The 13,225-nt window shown below is 69.6% G+C and carries 13 protein-coding genes; 3 read left to right on the forward strand and 10 right to left on the reverse strand.

Features of this window, described 5'->3' with window-relative positions; all coding sequences use genetic code 11:
* Genes ACSG06_RS17665 through ACSG06_RS17710 form a run of 10 tightly spaced genes read right to left on the reverse strand, consistent with a single transcriptional unit; the run spans nucleotide 1 to nucleotide 10,256 of the window.
* Complete coding sequence (locus tag ACSG06_RS17665) at nucleotides 1-837, reverse strand: HEAT repeat domain-containing protein (protein ID WP_440991609.1); 837 nt, start codon at nucleotides 835-837, stop codon at nucleotides 1-3.
* Nucleotides 834-1,760, reverse strand: coding sequence for a DUF8068 family protein (locus tag ACSG06_RS17670; protein WP_440991610.1), 927 nt, complete (start codon nucleotides 1,758-1,760; stop codon nucleotides 834-836). The genes ACSG06_RS17665 and ACSG06_RS17670 overlap by 4 nt, the downstream gene beginning before the upstream one ends.
* The gene (locus ACSG06_RS17675) at nucleotides 1,757-2,479 is read right to left on the reverse strand and encodes a molecular chaperone TorD family protein (RefSeq protein WP_440991611.1); all 723 of its coding nucleotides are present in this window, start codon (nucleotides 2,477-2,479) and stop codon (nucleotides 1,757-1,759) included. Before ACSG06_RS17675 ends, ACSG06_RS17670 begins: the two co-directional genes overlap by 4 nt.
* Nucleotides 2,476-3,294, reverse strand: coding sequence for an ethylbenzene dehydrogenase-related protein (locus tag ACSG06_RS17680; protein ID WP_440991612.1), 819 nt, complete (start codon nucleotides 3,292-3,294; stop codon nucleotides 2,476-2,478). The genes ACSG06_RS17675 and ACSG06_RS17680 overlap by 4 nt, the downstream gene beginning before the upstream one ends.
* Nucleotides 3,281-4,345, reverse strand: a complete 1,065-nt coding sequence (narH, locus tag ACSG06_RS17685) for a nitrate reductase subunit beta (protein WP_440991613.1) — start codon at nucleotides 4,343-4,345, stop codon at nucleotides 3,281-3,283. The genes ACSG06_RS17680 and narH overlap by 14 nt, the downstream gene beginning before the upstream one ends.
* Nucleotides 4,342-7,251 (reverse strand): nitrate reductase subunit alpha, encoded by a 2,910-nt coding sequence (narG, locus tag ACSG06_RS17690; RefSeq protein ID WP_440991614.1) that lies wholly within the window; start codon nucleotides 7,249-7,251, stop codon nucleotides 4,342-4,344. Before narG ends, narH begins: the two co-directional genes overlap by 4 nt.
* Entirely contained in the window at nucleotides 7,248-7,439 is a 192-nt protein-coding gene (locus tag ACSG06_RS17695) for a DUF8120 family protein (protein WP_440991615.1), read from the reverse strand. Before ACSG06_RS17695 ends, narG begins: the two co-directional genes overlap by 4 nt.
* Nucleotides 7,436-8,995: a cytochrome b gene (locus ACSG06_RS17700; RefSeq protein WP_440991616.1), complete on the reverse strand. Its 1,560-nt coding sequence runs from the start codon at nucleotides 8,993-8,995 to the stop codon at nucleotides 7,436-7,438. Before ACSG06_RS17700 ends, ACSG06_RS17695 begins: the two co-directional genes overlap by 4 nt.
* Nucleotides 8,995-9,678: a QcrA and Rieske domain-containing protein gene (locus tag ACSG06_RS17705; protein WP_440991617.1), complete on the reverse strand. Its 684-nt coding sequence runs from the start codon at nucleotides 9,676-9,678 to the stop codon at nucleotides 8,995-8,997. The genes ACSG06_RS17700 and ACSG06_RS17705 overlap by 1 nt, the downstream gene beginning before the upstream one ends.
* Nucleotides 9,675-10,256 carry a hypothetical protein gene (locus ACSG06_RS17710; RefSeq protein ID WP_440991618.1) on the reverse strand — a complete coding sequence of 194 codons (582 nt, stop codon included), beginning with the start codon at nucleotides 10,254-10,256 and terminating at the stop codon, nucleotides 9,675-9,677. The genes ACSG06_RS17705 and ACSG06_RS17710 overlap by 4 nt, the downstream gene beginning before the upstream one ends.
* A gap of 420 nt (nucleotides 10,257-10,676) precedes the next feature.
* Between ACSG06_RS17710 and ACSG06_RS17715 the strand changes: the two genes are divergently transcribed.
* From ACSG06_RS17715 to mobA, 3 genes are read left to right on the forward strand one after another with little or no spacing between them, the layout of a single operon-like run.
* A complete protein-coding gene (locus ACSG06_RS17715; protein WP_440991619.1) occupies nucleotides 10,677-11,876 on the forward strand; it encodes a molybdopterin molybdotransferase MoeA in 1,200 nt (399 codons plus the stop codon).
* A gap of 55 nt (nucleotides 11,877-11,931) precedes the next feature.
* Nucleotides 11,932-12,408, forward strand: coding sequence for a molybdopterin-dependent oxidoreductase (locus ACSG06_RS17720; RefSeq protein ID WP_440991620.1), 477 nt, complete (start codon nucleotides 11,932-11,934; stop codon nucleotides 12,406-12,408).
* Entirely contained in the window at nucleotides 12,398-13,024 is a 627-nt protein-coding gene (gene mobA / locus ACSG06_RS17725) for a molybdenum cofactor guanylyltransferase (protein WP_440991621.1), read from the forward strand. The genes ACSG06_RS17720 and mobA overlap by 11 nt, the downstream gene beginning before the upstream one ends.
* The last annotated feature ends 201 nt before the right edge of the window (nucleotides 13,025-13,225 follow it).

Genomic DNA, 13,225 nt, shown 5'->3' on the forward strand with positions numbered 1-13,225 from the left:
TCAGAGGTCCGGCTGTCGGTTGAGGCGGCTCTCGCCAGGGAGCGCCGCGCTGTCGTTCTCGGTGCCGCCGGTGAACTGCCGGCGGAACTTCCCCGGGTCGGCGTCGAGCGACCGGGCGGCCGTGCTCCGGACGACCTTCGGCTCGGTGTCGTCGCCGGCGACCGCCCGGAGTCGCTGGTCCGCCCGCTCGTCGTCGACGCCCGCGAGCAGGTGGACCGCCCACTCGCGGACGCGTTCGCTCTCGTCCCGGCTCTGTTCGAGGAGCGTCTCGAGCATCGCCTCCCCTCGCGATTTGAACAGGGAGACGGCCGCGTTCCGGCGGACTGCGTGGTGCTCGTCGTCCAGTGCGTCCTCGACCCGGTCCTCGAACGTCACCCGGTCGATGCGGTCGAGGGCGACCACCGCCTCCGCCCTGACCCACGGGTTCGGGTCGTCGAGCGTCGCGACCGCGGCTTCACCCGCCCGCTCGCCGCCGAGGTTCCCGAGCGACTCGACTGCGAACTGCCTGACGTCCCCGTCGTCGTCTTGCAGCCCGAGGTGGACGAGCGCGTCCACGACGACGTCGGTCGGTTCCTCCTCGCCGAGCGCGAGCGCGGCGCGCCGGCGGTCGACGACGTCGCCGTCCTGCAGGCGGCCCACCTTCTCAGCCACCGCCTCGTCGGCGATGGGGCTGATGTCGGTGGCCTGGAGCTCCCGGGGGGTCGCCTCCCCGATGGTCACGTCGCGGTCGACCTCGATGTCCTCGAGGCCGGCGGGCTCCTCGCCGAAGCCCGGGCTCTGCTCCGGGTGGACGCGCGGGTCGGTCGGTCCGTCGGTGGCCTCCTCCTCGTCCCTCATGGTGCCACCTCCGTCTCGCTCCGACCCCGGTCCGTGCCCGGAGCGAGCGCCCCGGCTGGCAGCAACACGAGCGCCGCGCCGAGCAGGACTGCCAGCGCTCGCGGGAACGTCGCGGGCATCCCGGCGACGACCAGCAGGCCGGCACCGGTCGCGGTCGCGTACTCGCCCCGGCGGACGGCCGCGGTGCCGACGGCGGCACAGACGCCAACCGCGGCGGCGACCAGCAGGTGTGGGACACCCACGACGGCGAACGCGACCAGTAGCGCGCTCCCGGCCACGTACGGGTTGGCACCGGTCAGCGCGAGGGTCGCGACGAGCACGAGCACCCCGACGGCTGCGGCGAGCCGGTCGCGCTGGACGCGGATGCCGGTCCCGAGGATCGCGGCGACGACGAGCAGGCTCCCCGTCTGGCGCAGCCCCACGTCGACCAGCCCGGTCGCGGCCGCGAGCGAGACCGCGACGCCAGCGACGAAGCCGGCAGCCACGGCGAACCGGCGGAACGCACGGTACGAGTCCGGGACGCCGACGGTCCCCAGCAGGGCGAGGCTCGCCCCACCGGTCACCCCGACGGCGCCGGGGAGCGTCGCAGCCGCGTCGAACGCGGGGAGCACCCCGAACACGGCGGCGAACAGCAGGCCGACGCGGACGGTCCGCCTGCCGGTCGAGAGGACGAGACCGACCAGCGTCACCGTCAGCACCGCCAGCATCGCGGCCCCCGCGACCGACCGGCTCGACGGCGACACCGGGACCGGGTCGAACGGGAGGTTGTACAGCGTGCGCAGCGCGGTCGCCCCGGCGACCGCGAGGAGGGCGGCGAGACCGAGGCCGGCGACGACCCGCTCCCGGTCGCCCGTCCAGCGTGCGGTCGGGAGACCCGGGTCGGTGTCCGTCGGGCCGTCCTCGTCGTGGACCTCCGTCGTCATCGTGCCCCCTCCCCGTGGATCCGCTCGTCGAGGTCGTCGACGTCGGCCTCGGAGAACCGGTCGAGGAAGTCTGCCAGCTCGCCGTAGATGCCGGTGCCTGGCTCGGACTCGAGGGCGTCCGCGATGCCGCTGGTCACCACCCGCAGGTGCCGGTCGTGGAAGTCGAGGCGTGCCTGGGCGAGGGTCTCGTCGACCGCTGCCTCGCGTCGGCAGAGGTAGCCCATGAACTCCAACTGCAGCCGGAAGTGGTCGTGGTTCCGCCGATCGTCCTGGTCGACCTGGCAGCCGAAGTGCTCGTACGCCCGTGCCAGGTCCAGGTTCACGTCGTTCCAGGAGACCTCCGACCGGTAGTCGGACTCGTACAGCGAGACCGGCGGGCCCTGGTTGTCGACCGTCCCGTCGGTCTTGTCGACGACCTCCGTGAACCCGATGACGAACAGGTCGTTGTAGCGGGCCGAGAGGATATCCTTCTCGTCCTCGACGGTCAGCTCGGGCGGCTCGACCGCCAGGCCGCTCCTGTCGACCAGGGTGTCGAACTCCGCGGCGACCCGGCCGTCGTCGAGGGCCTCGTACAGCTCCGCGTCGAGCTGGTCGAACGTCCGCGCCGCGAGCGCGTACACCGCCCCTCGTGCCCCGGCGGACGCGTCGATCTCCTCGTGCAGCCGTCGTCGGTCCGCAGACCGGGCGAGTCCGTCGGTGTCGTCGGTCGACACGGTCACGCACCCCTCGTCCGGCGGACGCCCTCGATGGTCACGAGCGTGGTCACGACGATGCCGATGCCGGCGACGGTCCAGAGGATGGCCTCGTACGGTGGGCCGGCCGGCCCGGGCCCCAGCGCGAGGTAGTACCACTCGCTGGCCGCCTTCTGGCCGGAGCGCTCCATGTTCCCGCCGTTCCAGACCGCGATGGCGACGTCGAGGTCCTCGTCGGTCGGGACCGTCGTCCGGTTCGCCGATGTGCCGTCGAGTGCCCGGGAGAACGTCACCGTCCACCGACCATCCCGGTAGGTGGCGTTCGTCGTCATCGTGGAGTCGGGGAACTGCGTGGTGGTGCCTGGGCCGCCCGCGAGCAGCTCCTCGCTCGCGTTCGCGCCGGACCAGTACCAGACGTTCACCGGGTTGTCGGTGCTCCCCATCGCGATCGGCGGCCGATTCGAGGCGTTCGCGGGGAACTGGACGGCCACGGCGTCCGCGAACGAGCGGATCTCCTCGTTCGAGACGTTCCGGCTCGGGTCCGCCCACGACACCCGGACGTGGAGGGTCTCCTCCGTCCGGACGACCGCAACCGACGCCTCGGTGACCGAGGTGTCGTCGCCGCCGGGCACGTTCGCGCCGGCGCTGCTGAGCGGGACGGTGGCGGCGGGCGCACGGTCCCACGCCTCCCCGTCTGCGCCCTCGACCGAGTCGTCGTCGACCGTGTAGTGCACGGGTATCTCGTAGGCTGGCCGCGCCTCGACGAACGTGGGCGCGACGGCCGTCGTCGCGACCACCGCGAGCCCGAGCAGGCAGACCAGCGCGAGGTCACTCCTCCGCATCGTCGAACACCTCCAGCCTGTACTGGTCGGCCGTGTCCTTCGTCGTCAGCATCTCCATCACCTCGCTCTCCTCGCCGCGTTCGACCTTGTTCCGCTCCCGCTCGATGGTGTTCAGCGCCTCGTTCACCTTCGGGCCGAACAGCTCCTCCAGGTAGTTCCGGGGGATGCGCTCGGCGTCCAGGGACTCCCCGCTCTCGGAGTGCTGCGGCGGCGCGAACGGCGGGATGTAGTAGACGTTCGGCTCGGTGCGGTACTCGGGGTGGAGCCGGACGGCGACCTCGTACTCGTTGACGAGCTTGTGGATGGGGCCCTCCTCGTCGTCGAGGTAGCCGACGAGCCGGAGCTGGGGCGGGCAGTCCTCGGCGCACGACGGCGGTCTGACCTCGCCCTCCGGCCCCTCGCCCTCGATGCGCGGGTAGCAGAAGATGCACTTCTCGGAGGTCTTCTTCATCGCGTTGTAGTACACCTTCTTGTACGGACAGCCCTCGACGCAGTAGCGGTAGCCCCGACAGCGGTCCTGGTCGACGAGGACGATGCCGTCCTCCTCGCGCTTGTACAGCGCCGACCGCGGGCAGGCCTCCACGCAGGAGGGATGCGTGCAGTGGTTGCAGATGCGCGGGAGGTAGAAGTAGTACGAGTTGGGGTACTCGCCGGCTCCCTCGTCCTCCTCCCAGTTCGGCCCCCAGGAGGCCGCGTCGCCCATCGGCCGCAGGGGCTCGTCGCTGCCCTCGTACATGATCTCCTCGTGGTTGAACTCCCACGGGGTGCCGTAGTCCTCCTCCTCGGGGAGGTCGCCGGGGGTGCGCTCCTCGCCGGACTCGTTCCAGCCGCCGCCCATGTCCTCCCAGTCCTTCGGGTAGCCGGAACCGGGTTTGGTCTCGACGTTGTTCCAGTACATGTACTCCCGGCCGCCGCCGTCGGTCCAGTTCGTCTTGCACGCGATGGTACAGGTCTGGCAGCCGATGCACTTGTTCAGGTCCATCACCATCGCGACCTGGTGGTCGATCCCCTCCGCGAGGTCGACCGTGTCGCCCTCGTCCGACTGGCTCATGAGTCACCACCTCCACCGGCACCGCCATCGTCTCCACCCGGTCCGTCCGCGACCTTCTCGACCTCGACGCGGACGTCGCTGTTGACGCCGGTCGGGCCCCAGTAGTTCGGGAAGAAGTGGAGGTGCTCGCCGGTGTCCTCGGGGTACTGGACGAGCTGGGTCGGCTTCATGTACATCGGGACGAGCGAGTTGAAGTTCTCCCGGTCGGGGTACTGGAACTTCTCCCAGGAGAAGAAGTGCCGCGCAGTGCCGGGCTCGCCGCTCGGGTAGATCTTCGCCTGCACCTCCACCTCGGAGAGGTCGTTGTAGACGCGGACGGTGTCGCCGTCCTCGATGCCCCGGTCCGCGGCGTCCTGTGGATTCAGGTACACGGTGGGCTCGCCGCGCTGGAGGCGGAGCATCTTCGTGCTGTCCCGCCACGTCGAGTGGATGGACCACCGGCTGTGGGGCGTGTTGTAGCCGAGTGGGTACTCCGACTTCTCCTGGAGCACCGGGGCGTCCTTGTGCGTCGGGAGCTCCTCGCCGAGGTCGAGGAACCAGTCGTGGTCGATGTAGTACTGCTGGCGGCCCGTGAACGTCGGCCACGGGTTCTTCTCCTGCACGTAGTCCTTCCAGGGCGTGTACGCCTCGCCCTCCTCGATGGGGCTCGTCCAGTGGTCGCCCGAGGCGAGGAACCGTCGCGGCTGCTCGTCGATATCGTCGAAGGTGATCTGCTCGTCGGTCCCCTCGGGGTTGGACTCCTCGGAGTGGTCGAGGATGAACTCGGCGGCGGCGCGGTCCTCCGCCAGCCCACCCGGCTCGTCGTCGAGCCAGTCCCGGACGTAGTCGTCGTGGACCGACTGGAGGTCGATCTCGCGGTCGAACTTGCGGTCCTGGACCGGCTCGACGCCGCGCTCGGCCGCGACCTCCTGGATCTTCGCGGCCAGTTCCCGGAAGATCTGCCAGTCCGTCTTGGACTCGCCGAGCGGCTCGACCGCCGGCGTGAACGGGTGCACGAACGTGTGCATATCCGTCATCGAGAGATCGTACTTCTCGTAGTGGCTCGCGGTCGGGAGCACGATGTCGCTGTACAGCGCCGTCGAGTCCATCCGGAAGTTGATGTCGACGACGAGGTCGAGCTTCGGCCAGAGCTCCTCCTCGACGGCGACGTTGCCCTTGGCCTGGTTGAAGTAGTTCCCGCGCCAGACGAACATGAGCCGCGGGTCAGGGCGGCTGCCGTCCTCGCGTTCGCTCGGGTACAGCGGCATCCACCCCTTGTCCACGGACTCGCGGATGCGCGCCGCGGTCTCCTCGTCGGTGTTGTCCATGATGCCGGCGTGGTAGTACGTCCACAGCGTCGTCGGCACGCCGCGGACGTTCCCCGTCGGGAAGGAGAGCTGCTGCCAGCCCTTGAACGTCCAGATCTTCTCCTGGCCGACGTAGTGGTCGAGCCCGGTCCCCTGCCGGCCGAGGTTGCCGGTCAGGGTCACGAGCAGCTGGATGGCCCGGTTCCCGAGGTCGTTGTGGTACCAATCGTTGACGCCCTTGCCGTGGATGATCTTGGCGCGGTCGACCGTGGCGAACTCGCGGGCGATCTCCTGGTGGGTCTCCCGGCCGACGCCGGTCACCTCCTGGACGTGCTCGGGCGTGTACGTCGACAGCTCGTCACGCAGGTTGTTCCAGACCGTCCGCACGGCGACGCTCCCGTCGGTCGTCGCCACGTCCGTCTCGGCGGCAAGCTGCGGGTCGAAGTCGAGCTCGATGCTCTTCGAGTGGTCGTGCTGGCCGTCGCGCTCGCCGAGCGAGCCCGGTGCGGCCCGGAGCTCGCCCGACGCGTCGAGCATGACGAACACGTACTCGGGGCGGTCGGCGTCGATGGAGAGTCCCTCGACCTCGTCGGCCCGGAGGAACTTCCCGGTGTCCTCGCGCACGAGCAGCGGCATGTCCGTCTGCTCTTTCAGGTGCGACTCGTCGTACAGCCCCTCGTCGACGATGGTCCGGGCCATGCCCATCGCGAGGGCGGTGTCGGTGCCGGGCTCCGGGCTGAGCCACTCATCGCAGTGGATGGCCGTCTGGGAGTAGTCCGTGAACACGCCGACGCGCTTCGTGCCCTCGTACGCCGCCTCGAGGAAGTACTTCGCGTCGGGGATGCGCGTCACGTTGACGTTCGAGCCCCACGCCATCAGGTAGTCCGCGTTGTACCAGTCGGCGGACTCGGCGTTGTCCGTCTGGGTGCCCCAGGTGATGGGCTGGCCCGGCGGCAGGTCCGAGTACCAGTCGTAGAAGCTGTGCGAGACCCCGCCGAGCAGGTTGACGAGGCGGCTCCCGCCCGCGAACGACACCGGGCTCATCGCCGGGATGGGCGTGAACCCGCTGATGGCGTCGTACTCCTCGTCCACGACGGTGTCGACGACCTCCTCGGCGATCTCGGTCAGCGCCTCGTCCCAGCTGATCTGTTCCCACTGACCGTTCCCGCGCTCCCCGACGCTCCGGAGCGGGTGGAGCACCCGGTGGTCGGCGTTCACGTAGTCCGAGTAGCAGGCGCCCTTCTGGCAGCCACGCGGGTTCGGGTCGGGGAGGCTCTCGTCGAACTGCGGGTAGTCGCCCGCCTGCGACTCCCGCCACACCTGGCCGTTGCGGACGTACACCTCCCAGGAGCAGCTGCCGGTGCAGTTGACGCTGTGAGTGCTCCGCGCTTTGGAGTCCCAGTCCCACTCTTCGCGGTAGAGGTCCTCCCAGTCGCGGTAGGGGTAGGAGCCGATGGGGTCGTCGACGACCTCCAGGCCGTCCATCCCGAGCAGGTCGTCGCCCAGGACGCTGGCCGAGCCGGCGACGGTCGCCGTCGCGCCGATTCCCTTCAGGAAGTCACGACGGGCCAGGTCGAGGCCGTCGTCGGTGCTGTCGTGCGTCTCTCGTTGGTCGCTCATTGTGTGGTGATGATGACGGTGGTGAGTCCGACTGCGACGCCGATTGCTGCGAGTGCGATGCCGAGTCCGGTGTCCCCGCCGACCTCCAGCCCGGCCGCGATGAGTGCGATGCCGCCGAGCTTGGTCGTGCGGTCGAGCCACCGGTACTGCCGCGGGGAGCACGCGATGCTCCCCAGACGTCCGGTCATCCGCGCTCACCCCCGTCGTCGTCGGCCGACGCGTCGGCGTCGGGTGCCGACGTCTCGTCGGCCGCGACAGTCCCCTCGTCCTCCGATGCCGATTCCGTCTCGTCGGGCTCCGCCGTCGCGTCGTCCGGTGTCGAATCTCCATCCGCGCCCGGTGGGTCGTCGCCACCGGTCGTCCGGTCCTCGCCCGTCCGGTCGATGACGAGGTAGGTCACCACGCCGGCGACCGACGGGACGAGCACCAGGGCGGCCGTGAGGTACGGCTTGAGGGCCGCGGTGTTCGTCTCCAGCAGGTCCGCGACGATGACGTCCATCCCGGCGATGGAGGCGACCATGATGAACACGACCGCGGCGATGCCGACGGCGGTCTGGCGCGGCCGTTCGAACGGGTCCGCCGTGAAGTGCGTCGGCTCCGACTCGTAGTCGATGAACGGCCAGAGTGCGACCGCGCCGAACACGATGCCCGGGAGCACGAGCCCGCCGACGAACTCGGAGCTGACGTGGACCCCGAACAGGTCGAAGCTCATCCACGCCGGCGTGAGCTTCAGGAAGCCGTACCCCCACATCAGGAACCAGTCCGGCATGATGAGCGACGGCGTCGATGCGGGGTCGTTCGGTCCGTACTCCGCGATGTTGTGCACCGGCAGGAAGCCGGCCAGCAGCGAGAGCGTCGCCAGCGTCAGGAAGAACACCACGGCGCTGACCGCCACCTGGTTCGGGACGGCGGGGAGGCCGACGACGACGCTGTCGTCGTCGCGGTCCACTCCCTCGACGGCAGTGCGTGCGGCCTCGCTTCCACCGGCGGTGCCCTCGCCGGAGCCATCGGCGTGCACGCCCTGACGTCCCGGGACGTCGCTATCGCGCGGGTCCTCGGTGTGCTTCTGCCGCACCAGGATGGCCATGTGGACCGCGATGAGTCCCGCGATGATCAGCGGCAACACGAAGACGTGCAGGAAGAAGAACCGTGGGATGGTCGCGCTCGAGGGGAACTCCCCGCCGAAGACGATCTGGCCGAGCATGTCGCCGATCAGCGGCACCGAGATGGCGACGTTGTAGCCGATGCCGGCCGCGGTGCTCGCGAACTCGTCGAACGGCAGCGCGTAGCCGGTGTAGGCCGCGAACATGGAGGTGCCGGCGAGTCCGGTGCCGACGAGCCAGTTCGGCTCGCGCGGGTTGCGGTACGCCCCGGTGAAGAACACCCGCAGCATGTGCAACGCCATGGAGGCGACGAACAGGTGCGCGGCCCAGTGGTGGATGCGCCGGATGAGCATCCCGAACGGCACGTCGTACGTGATGTTGAGGACGCTGACGTACGCCTCCGGCAGCTCCTCGCCCTGGTACTCGGCGATGCTGCCCTCGTACTCGACCTCGGACGTGCTCGGCTCGAAGAAGAACCCGAGGAACGTCCCGGTCAGCACCAGCACGAGGAAACAGATGAGCGCCACCTCGCCGAGCAGGAACGAGTCCTCCGCGGGGAACGCCTTCCCGAGGAACGACTGCGCGCCCTCGACGTCCAGGCGGTCGTCGACGAACTCGTACGCTCGCTGCAGACGGCTCATCACTCACCCCCCGGGCCGACCGGCCCGGTGAAGTCGCCCGTGGCGACGAGGTAGCCGTCGCTCGAGATGGTGATCGGGAGCTGTGGCAGCTGGCGCGGCGGCGGCCCACCGGTGACCCGCCCCCCGGTCAGCGGGTCGAACCGGCCGGAGTGACACGGACAGACCAGCGTGTCCCCGTCGCGGTCGGCGACCATGCAGCCCGCGTGCGTACAGACCTTCGAGTACGCGGCATAGCCGCCGACCGTGTACTCCATGTTCGTCCCCTCGCCGTACTCGCTCTCGGGGAAGCGGACGAGGAGCGTCGGCGCGTCCGCGATGCCCGGCCGTGGCTGCGGGAATACGGTCATGTGCTCGCCCTCGGACAGGTGGTCCTCGGCGATCTGGGCGCCGTCAGAATCTATCAGCGCGACCCCGTCGGAGTAGACGGGACCGGTGTACTTCCGTTCGAACACCTGCGTCAGTCCGGCGAGCGGTGCGGCGAGGCTCCCGAGAGCCGTCAGGCCGCCGATGGTCGCGAGCACCTTCGCGTAGTCGCGTCGGTGGAGTTCGGCGCGCTCGTCCCGCCAGAGCGGGTGGTAGATGCTGGGGGTGCTGGCCCCGTCCGACTCGCACGGACAGTCGTCGTCCTCCTCGCTGCCGGGATAGCTCCGGGCGAGGAGCTCGCGTCGGTCGGTGGGGCTCACGAGTGGTCCCTCCGTTCGGCGACCTCGACGTGCGGCATGAACCAGGCGTAGTAGGAGACGGTCAGCCCGGTCAGCGACATGAACATGCCGAAGGCGTAGATCCCGAAGTACTGGGTCCGGGCGAGCGTGAGGTACTCGCCGGTGAACAGGGCCGCGAAGACGATCGTGAGCACCGTCAGCCCGCCCATCGCGACCAGCCCCGCGAGCGCGTCACTCGCCGGTGCGTACTCGACGATCCAGCGGTCCTCGGTCTCGATCCAGGGGAGGCTCGGCCGGACGGTCCCGCCGTCGGAGATCGCGTCCTCGTCCGGGGCCGGTCTGGCGGCGTAGTTCATGAACCGGTGGAAGAAAGAGAGCACGCCGACGAGTGCCAGCAGGGCGACCCAGACGACGACCCCGACCTGGCTCGGGGAGAGCTTGTTCGGGGTGTCGACGAAGCCGTCGAGCGGCCTGATCTCGTTGACGCTCTGGTCGATGCGGATCTCCTCCGAGGGCGGCTCGCCCTGGATGGCGACCGCCCACATCGGCAGCAGCACAGCGAGCACCAGGAGGGCGACGACGAGTTTATCGGCGCGCATCTGTGCCTCCGGTCTGTCGGCCCGTTCTCCAACTGCCCACACCTGGTCGGCGCCGGGTCACGACGTCCCGACGGCACCTGTCTGTTGTGCGTGTTGACAGGAGACGGCGCCCCAGCCGCCGAACACGAGGTGTGATACCAGTGGACATATCCGGTGAATCTGGATGTATCATAATAAAACCTGATGGTGAAATCGGGTGAATACGGCGATGAGGTTCCTCGCCACCGTCGTTCCGGATGGCGGATTACTGGAATCGACTCAGGTTGATGCTTGGCGTCGGGAGGGTATTCAACCCGGTCGCGAACATGTTCGTCATCCGGACCAGTCGGTCGCACGACGACTGTGGTTATAAGTACGCGTCCGCACCACGTCCAGACAGCACATGACCTCAAAGCCGGACCCACGCCGGCGTGGTCTGCGATGAATCACGGCGACACGGTGTCGCTACCGGCGGCACTCGAGGCGCTCCGCGGGCGACTCCGGCCACTCGACCGTACCGAGACTCTCGCGCTCTCCGACGCCAGGGGCCGCGTCCTCGCCGAGCCCGTCGTCGCATCCCGCAGCATACCACACTACAGACGGGCCGCGATGGACGGCTACGCGGTCCGGTCGGCGGACATCGTCGGGGCATCCGACGACTCGCCGGTCGCCCTCGCCCAGGCAGCGGACGAGCTCTCCCCCGGCCAGGCAGTTCCGGTCCACACGGGCAGCGAACTCCCAGACGGTGCCGACGCAGTCGTCAGGGTCGAACGCACCCGTGAGTCCGACAGTACCGTCGAGGTGCGCTGTCCCGTGGAGCCAGGCACGGACGTCGCGCCCGTCGGCGAGGACGTCTCGCGAGGCGACCCGCTGTTCGACCCGGGGCACCGCCTGACGACAGCCGACCTCGCGCTGTGCAAGGGGATCGGCGTCCGGTCGGTCTCGGTGTACGAACGCCCCACGGTCGCCGTCCTTCCGACCGGCGAGGAGCTCGTCCAGCGGGACCCCGCCCCCGGAGAGGTCGTCGAGACCAACGGGCTCACCACGGCCTCGTTCGTGGAAACCTGGGGCGGTGTGCCGACGTACGGCTCGGTCGTCACCGACGACGAGTCGGCGCTCGCGAACGCCATCGAGGGTGCCTGCGACCACGACATCGTCGTCACGACCGGCGGGTCGTCCGTCGGCGACCGGGACCTCGTCCCCGACGTCGTCGACGACCTCGGTGAGCTGTTCGTCCACGGCGTCGACATCAAGCCGGGCCACCCGGTCGGCCTCGGTGTCGTCGGTGACACGCCGGTCCTCCTGCTGCCGGGCTACCCGGTCTCCTGTATCGTCAACGCCGTCCAGTTCCTCCGCCCCGCGGTCCACGAGGTCGGCAGGCTCCCCACGCCCGCGTTCCCCACCGTCGAGGCGGAGCTCGCCGCGCCCATCGAGTCGGCCGCCGGGGTCAGGCGGTTCGCCCGGGTCACGCTCGATGCGTCGGCGGACGGACGGCCACTGGCCACCGAGACCGACGCAGCCGGTGCGAGCGTCCTCTCCAGCGTCTCCCTGACGGACGGCTGGGTGGTCGTCCCCGAGGAGACGACCAGAGTCGACGAGGGCGACACGGTGACGGTCCAGCGATGGGAGCACGCGCTGTAGTGCTGCCCCCATCGGGCGTGGGCTTCAACACTGTCGCCGTGGTACACCCCGACAGATGACTGGTCAGGACGGTCCGGCAGTCGGCGGACGCGACCGGTGCACGACCGACGTACAGGTCGCTGGTGAGGTCCCCCGGTCGCTCGACGCGCTCCTGTCGCAGGCCGAGGTCGGGACGGTCCAGCGGACGCTCGGCTACGAGTGTCTCTCCCGTGGACTCGTCGACGCGACCTGGCGAGGCGTGCCCGTACGGGACCTCGCCGACGCCGTCGGGCTCCCGGACGAGACGACGCACCTCGTCGTCGAGAGCCGGGACGGCCTCCGGGGCTGCGTGCCCATCGGGACCGCACTCGACGGGCTCCTGGCCCTCGAACGCGACGGTGAACCACTCGCGGGTCCACGGTTCCTCGCGCCGGAGATCGAGGGGCCTCGTGCCGTGAAGGACGTGGCACGTCTCGCGCCCGTCGCGCTGTCCCCCGACGAGGACCGGACCGCGTACGAGACGAGCGCCGGTGACTCGGGCGATGACGTCTGACGGAATCACGGCCGTCGTGTTGGTCGGCGGCGACAGCACGCGGTTCGAGGACGGTCACAAGGCGAGTGCCACGTTCGAGGGACGGACGTTCCTCCGTCGCGTCCTCGACGCCGTGGCTGCTGTCTCCACGGAACCGCCGGTGCTGGCCTTCCGGAGCGACGCGCAACGTCGCTCGGTCCTGGATGCGGTCGAGGACGTGACCGGTGACGGGGTCCAGACCGCCATCGACGACGACGGGTTCCGTGGACCTCTCGCCGGCCTATACGGTGCGATCGAAGCCGTGGAGACATCCTGGCTGTTCCTCTGTGCTTGTGACATGCCGCTCGTGTCGGCGACTGCGATCACCTACCTCTCCGAACGGTGGAGGGACGGCGTCGATGCTGTCGTCCCCGTCGACCCGACCGGCGGGTACGAACCGCTGTTCGCTCTCTTCCGATGCGAGTCGCTGCTCGATGCGGAATCAGAGCTCCCCCGTGCGGCTGGCGTCCGAGCTCTCGTCGCGCAGCTCGAGGTGGTCGAAACGGTGCCTCTGGAGTCGGCACCACCGCAGTCCGGGCTGACGGTGGCGACGACGAACGTCAACACCAAGGCGGATCTGAGACGACTGTCAGAGTGATACCCAGCCCCGTCTATACTTCAGCAACGCCCGACCGGGTCCGGAAGGTCCGATGACTCTTCAGCCCGAAAATCGCTGGTCTCGGTACTCTCACCCTTGCTGGCCTGCGGATTCGCGGTCGACGAGCTCTGACCGACCCGTAGCGTCCCCGGGCCGGTCCCGAGCGACCCTCGTCTTCTTCTTCCGCCCGTCTGCCAGGCG

Source organism: Haloarchaeobius baliensis (assembly GCF_052060055.1).
In the GTDB taxonomy this organism is placed as follows: Archaea; Halobacteriota; Halobacteria; order Halobacteriales; family Natrialbaceae; genus Haloarchaeobius; species Haloarchaeobius baliensis.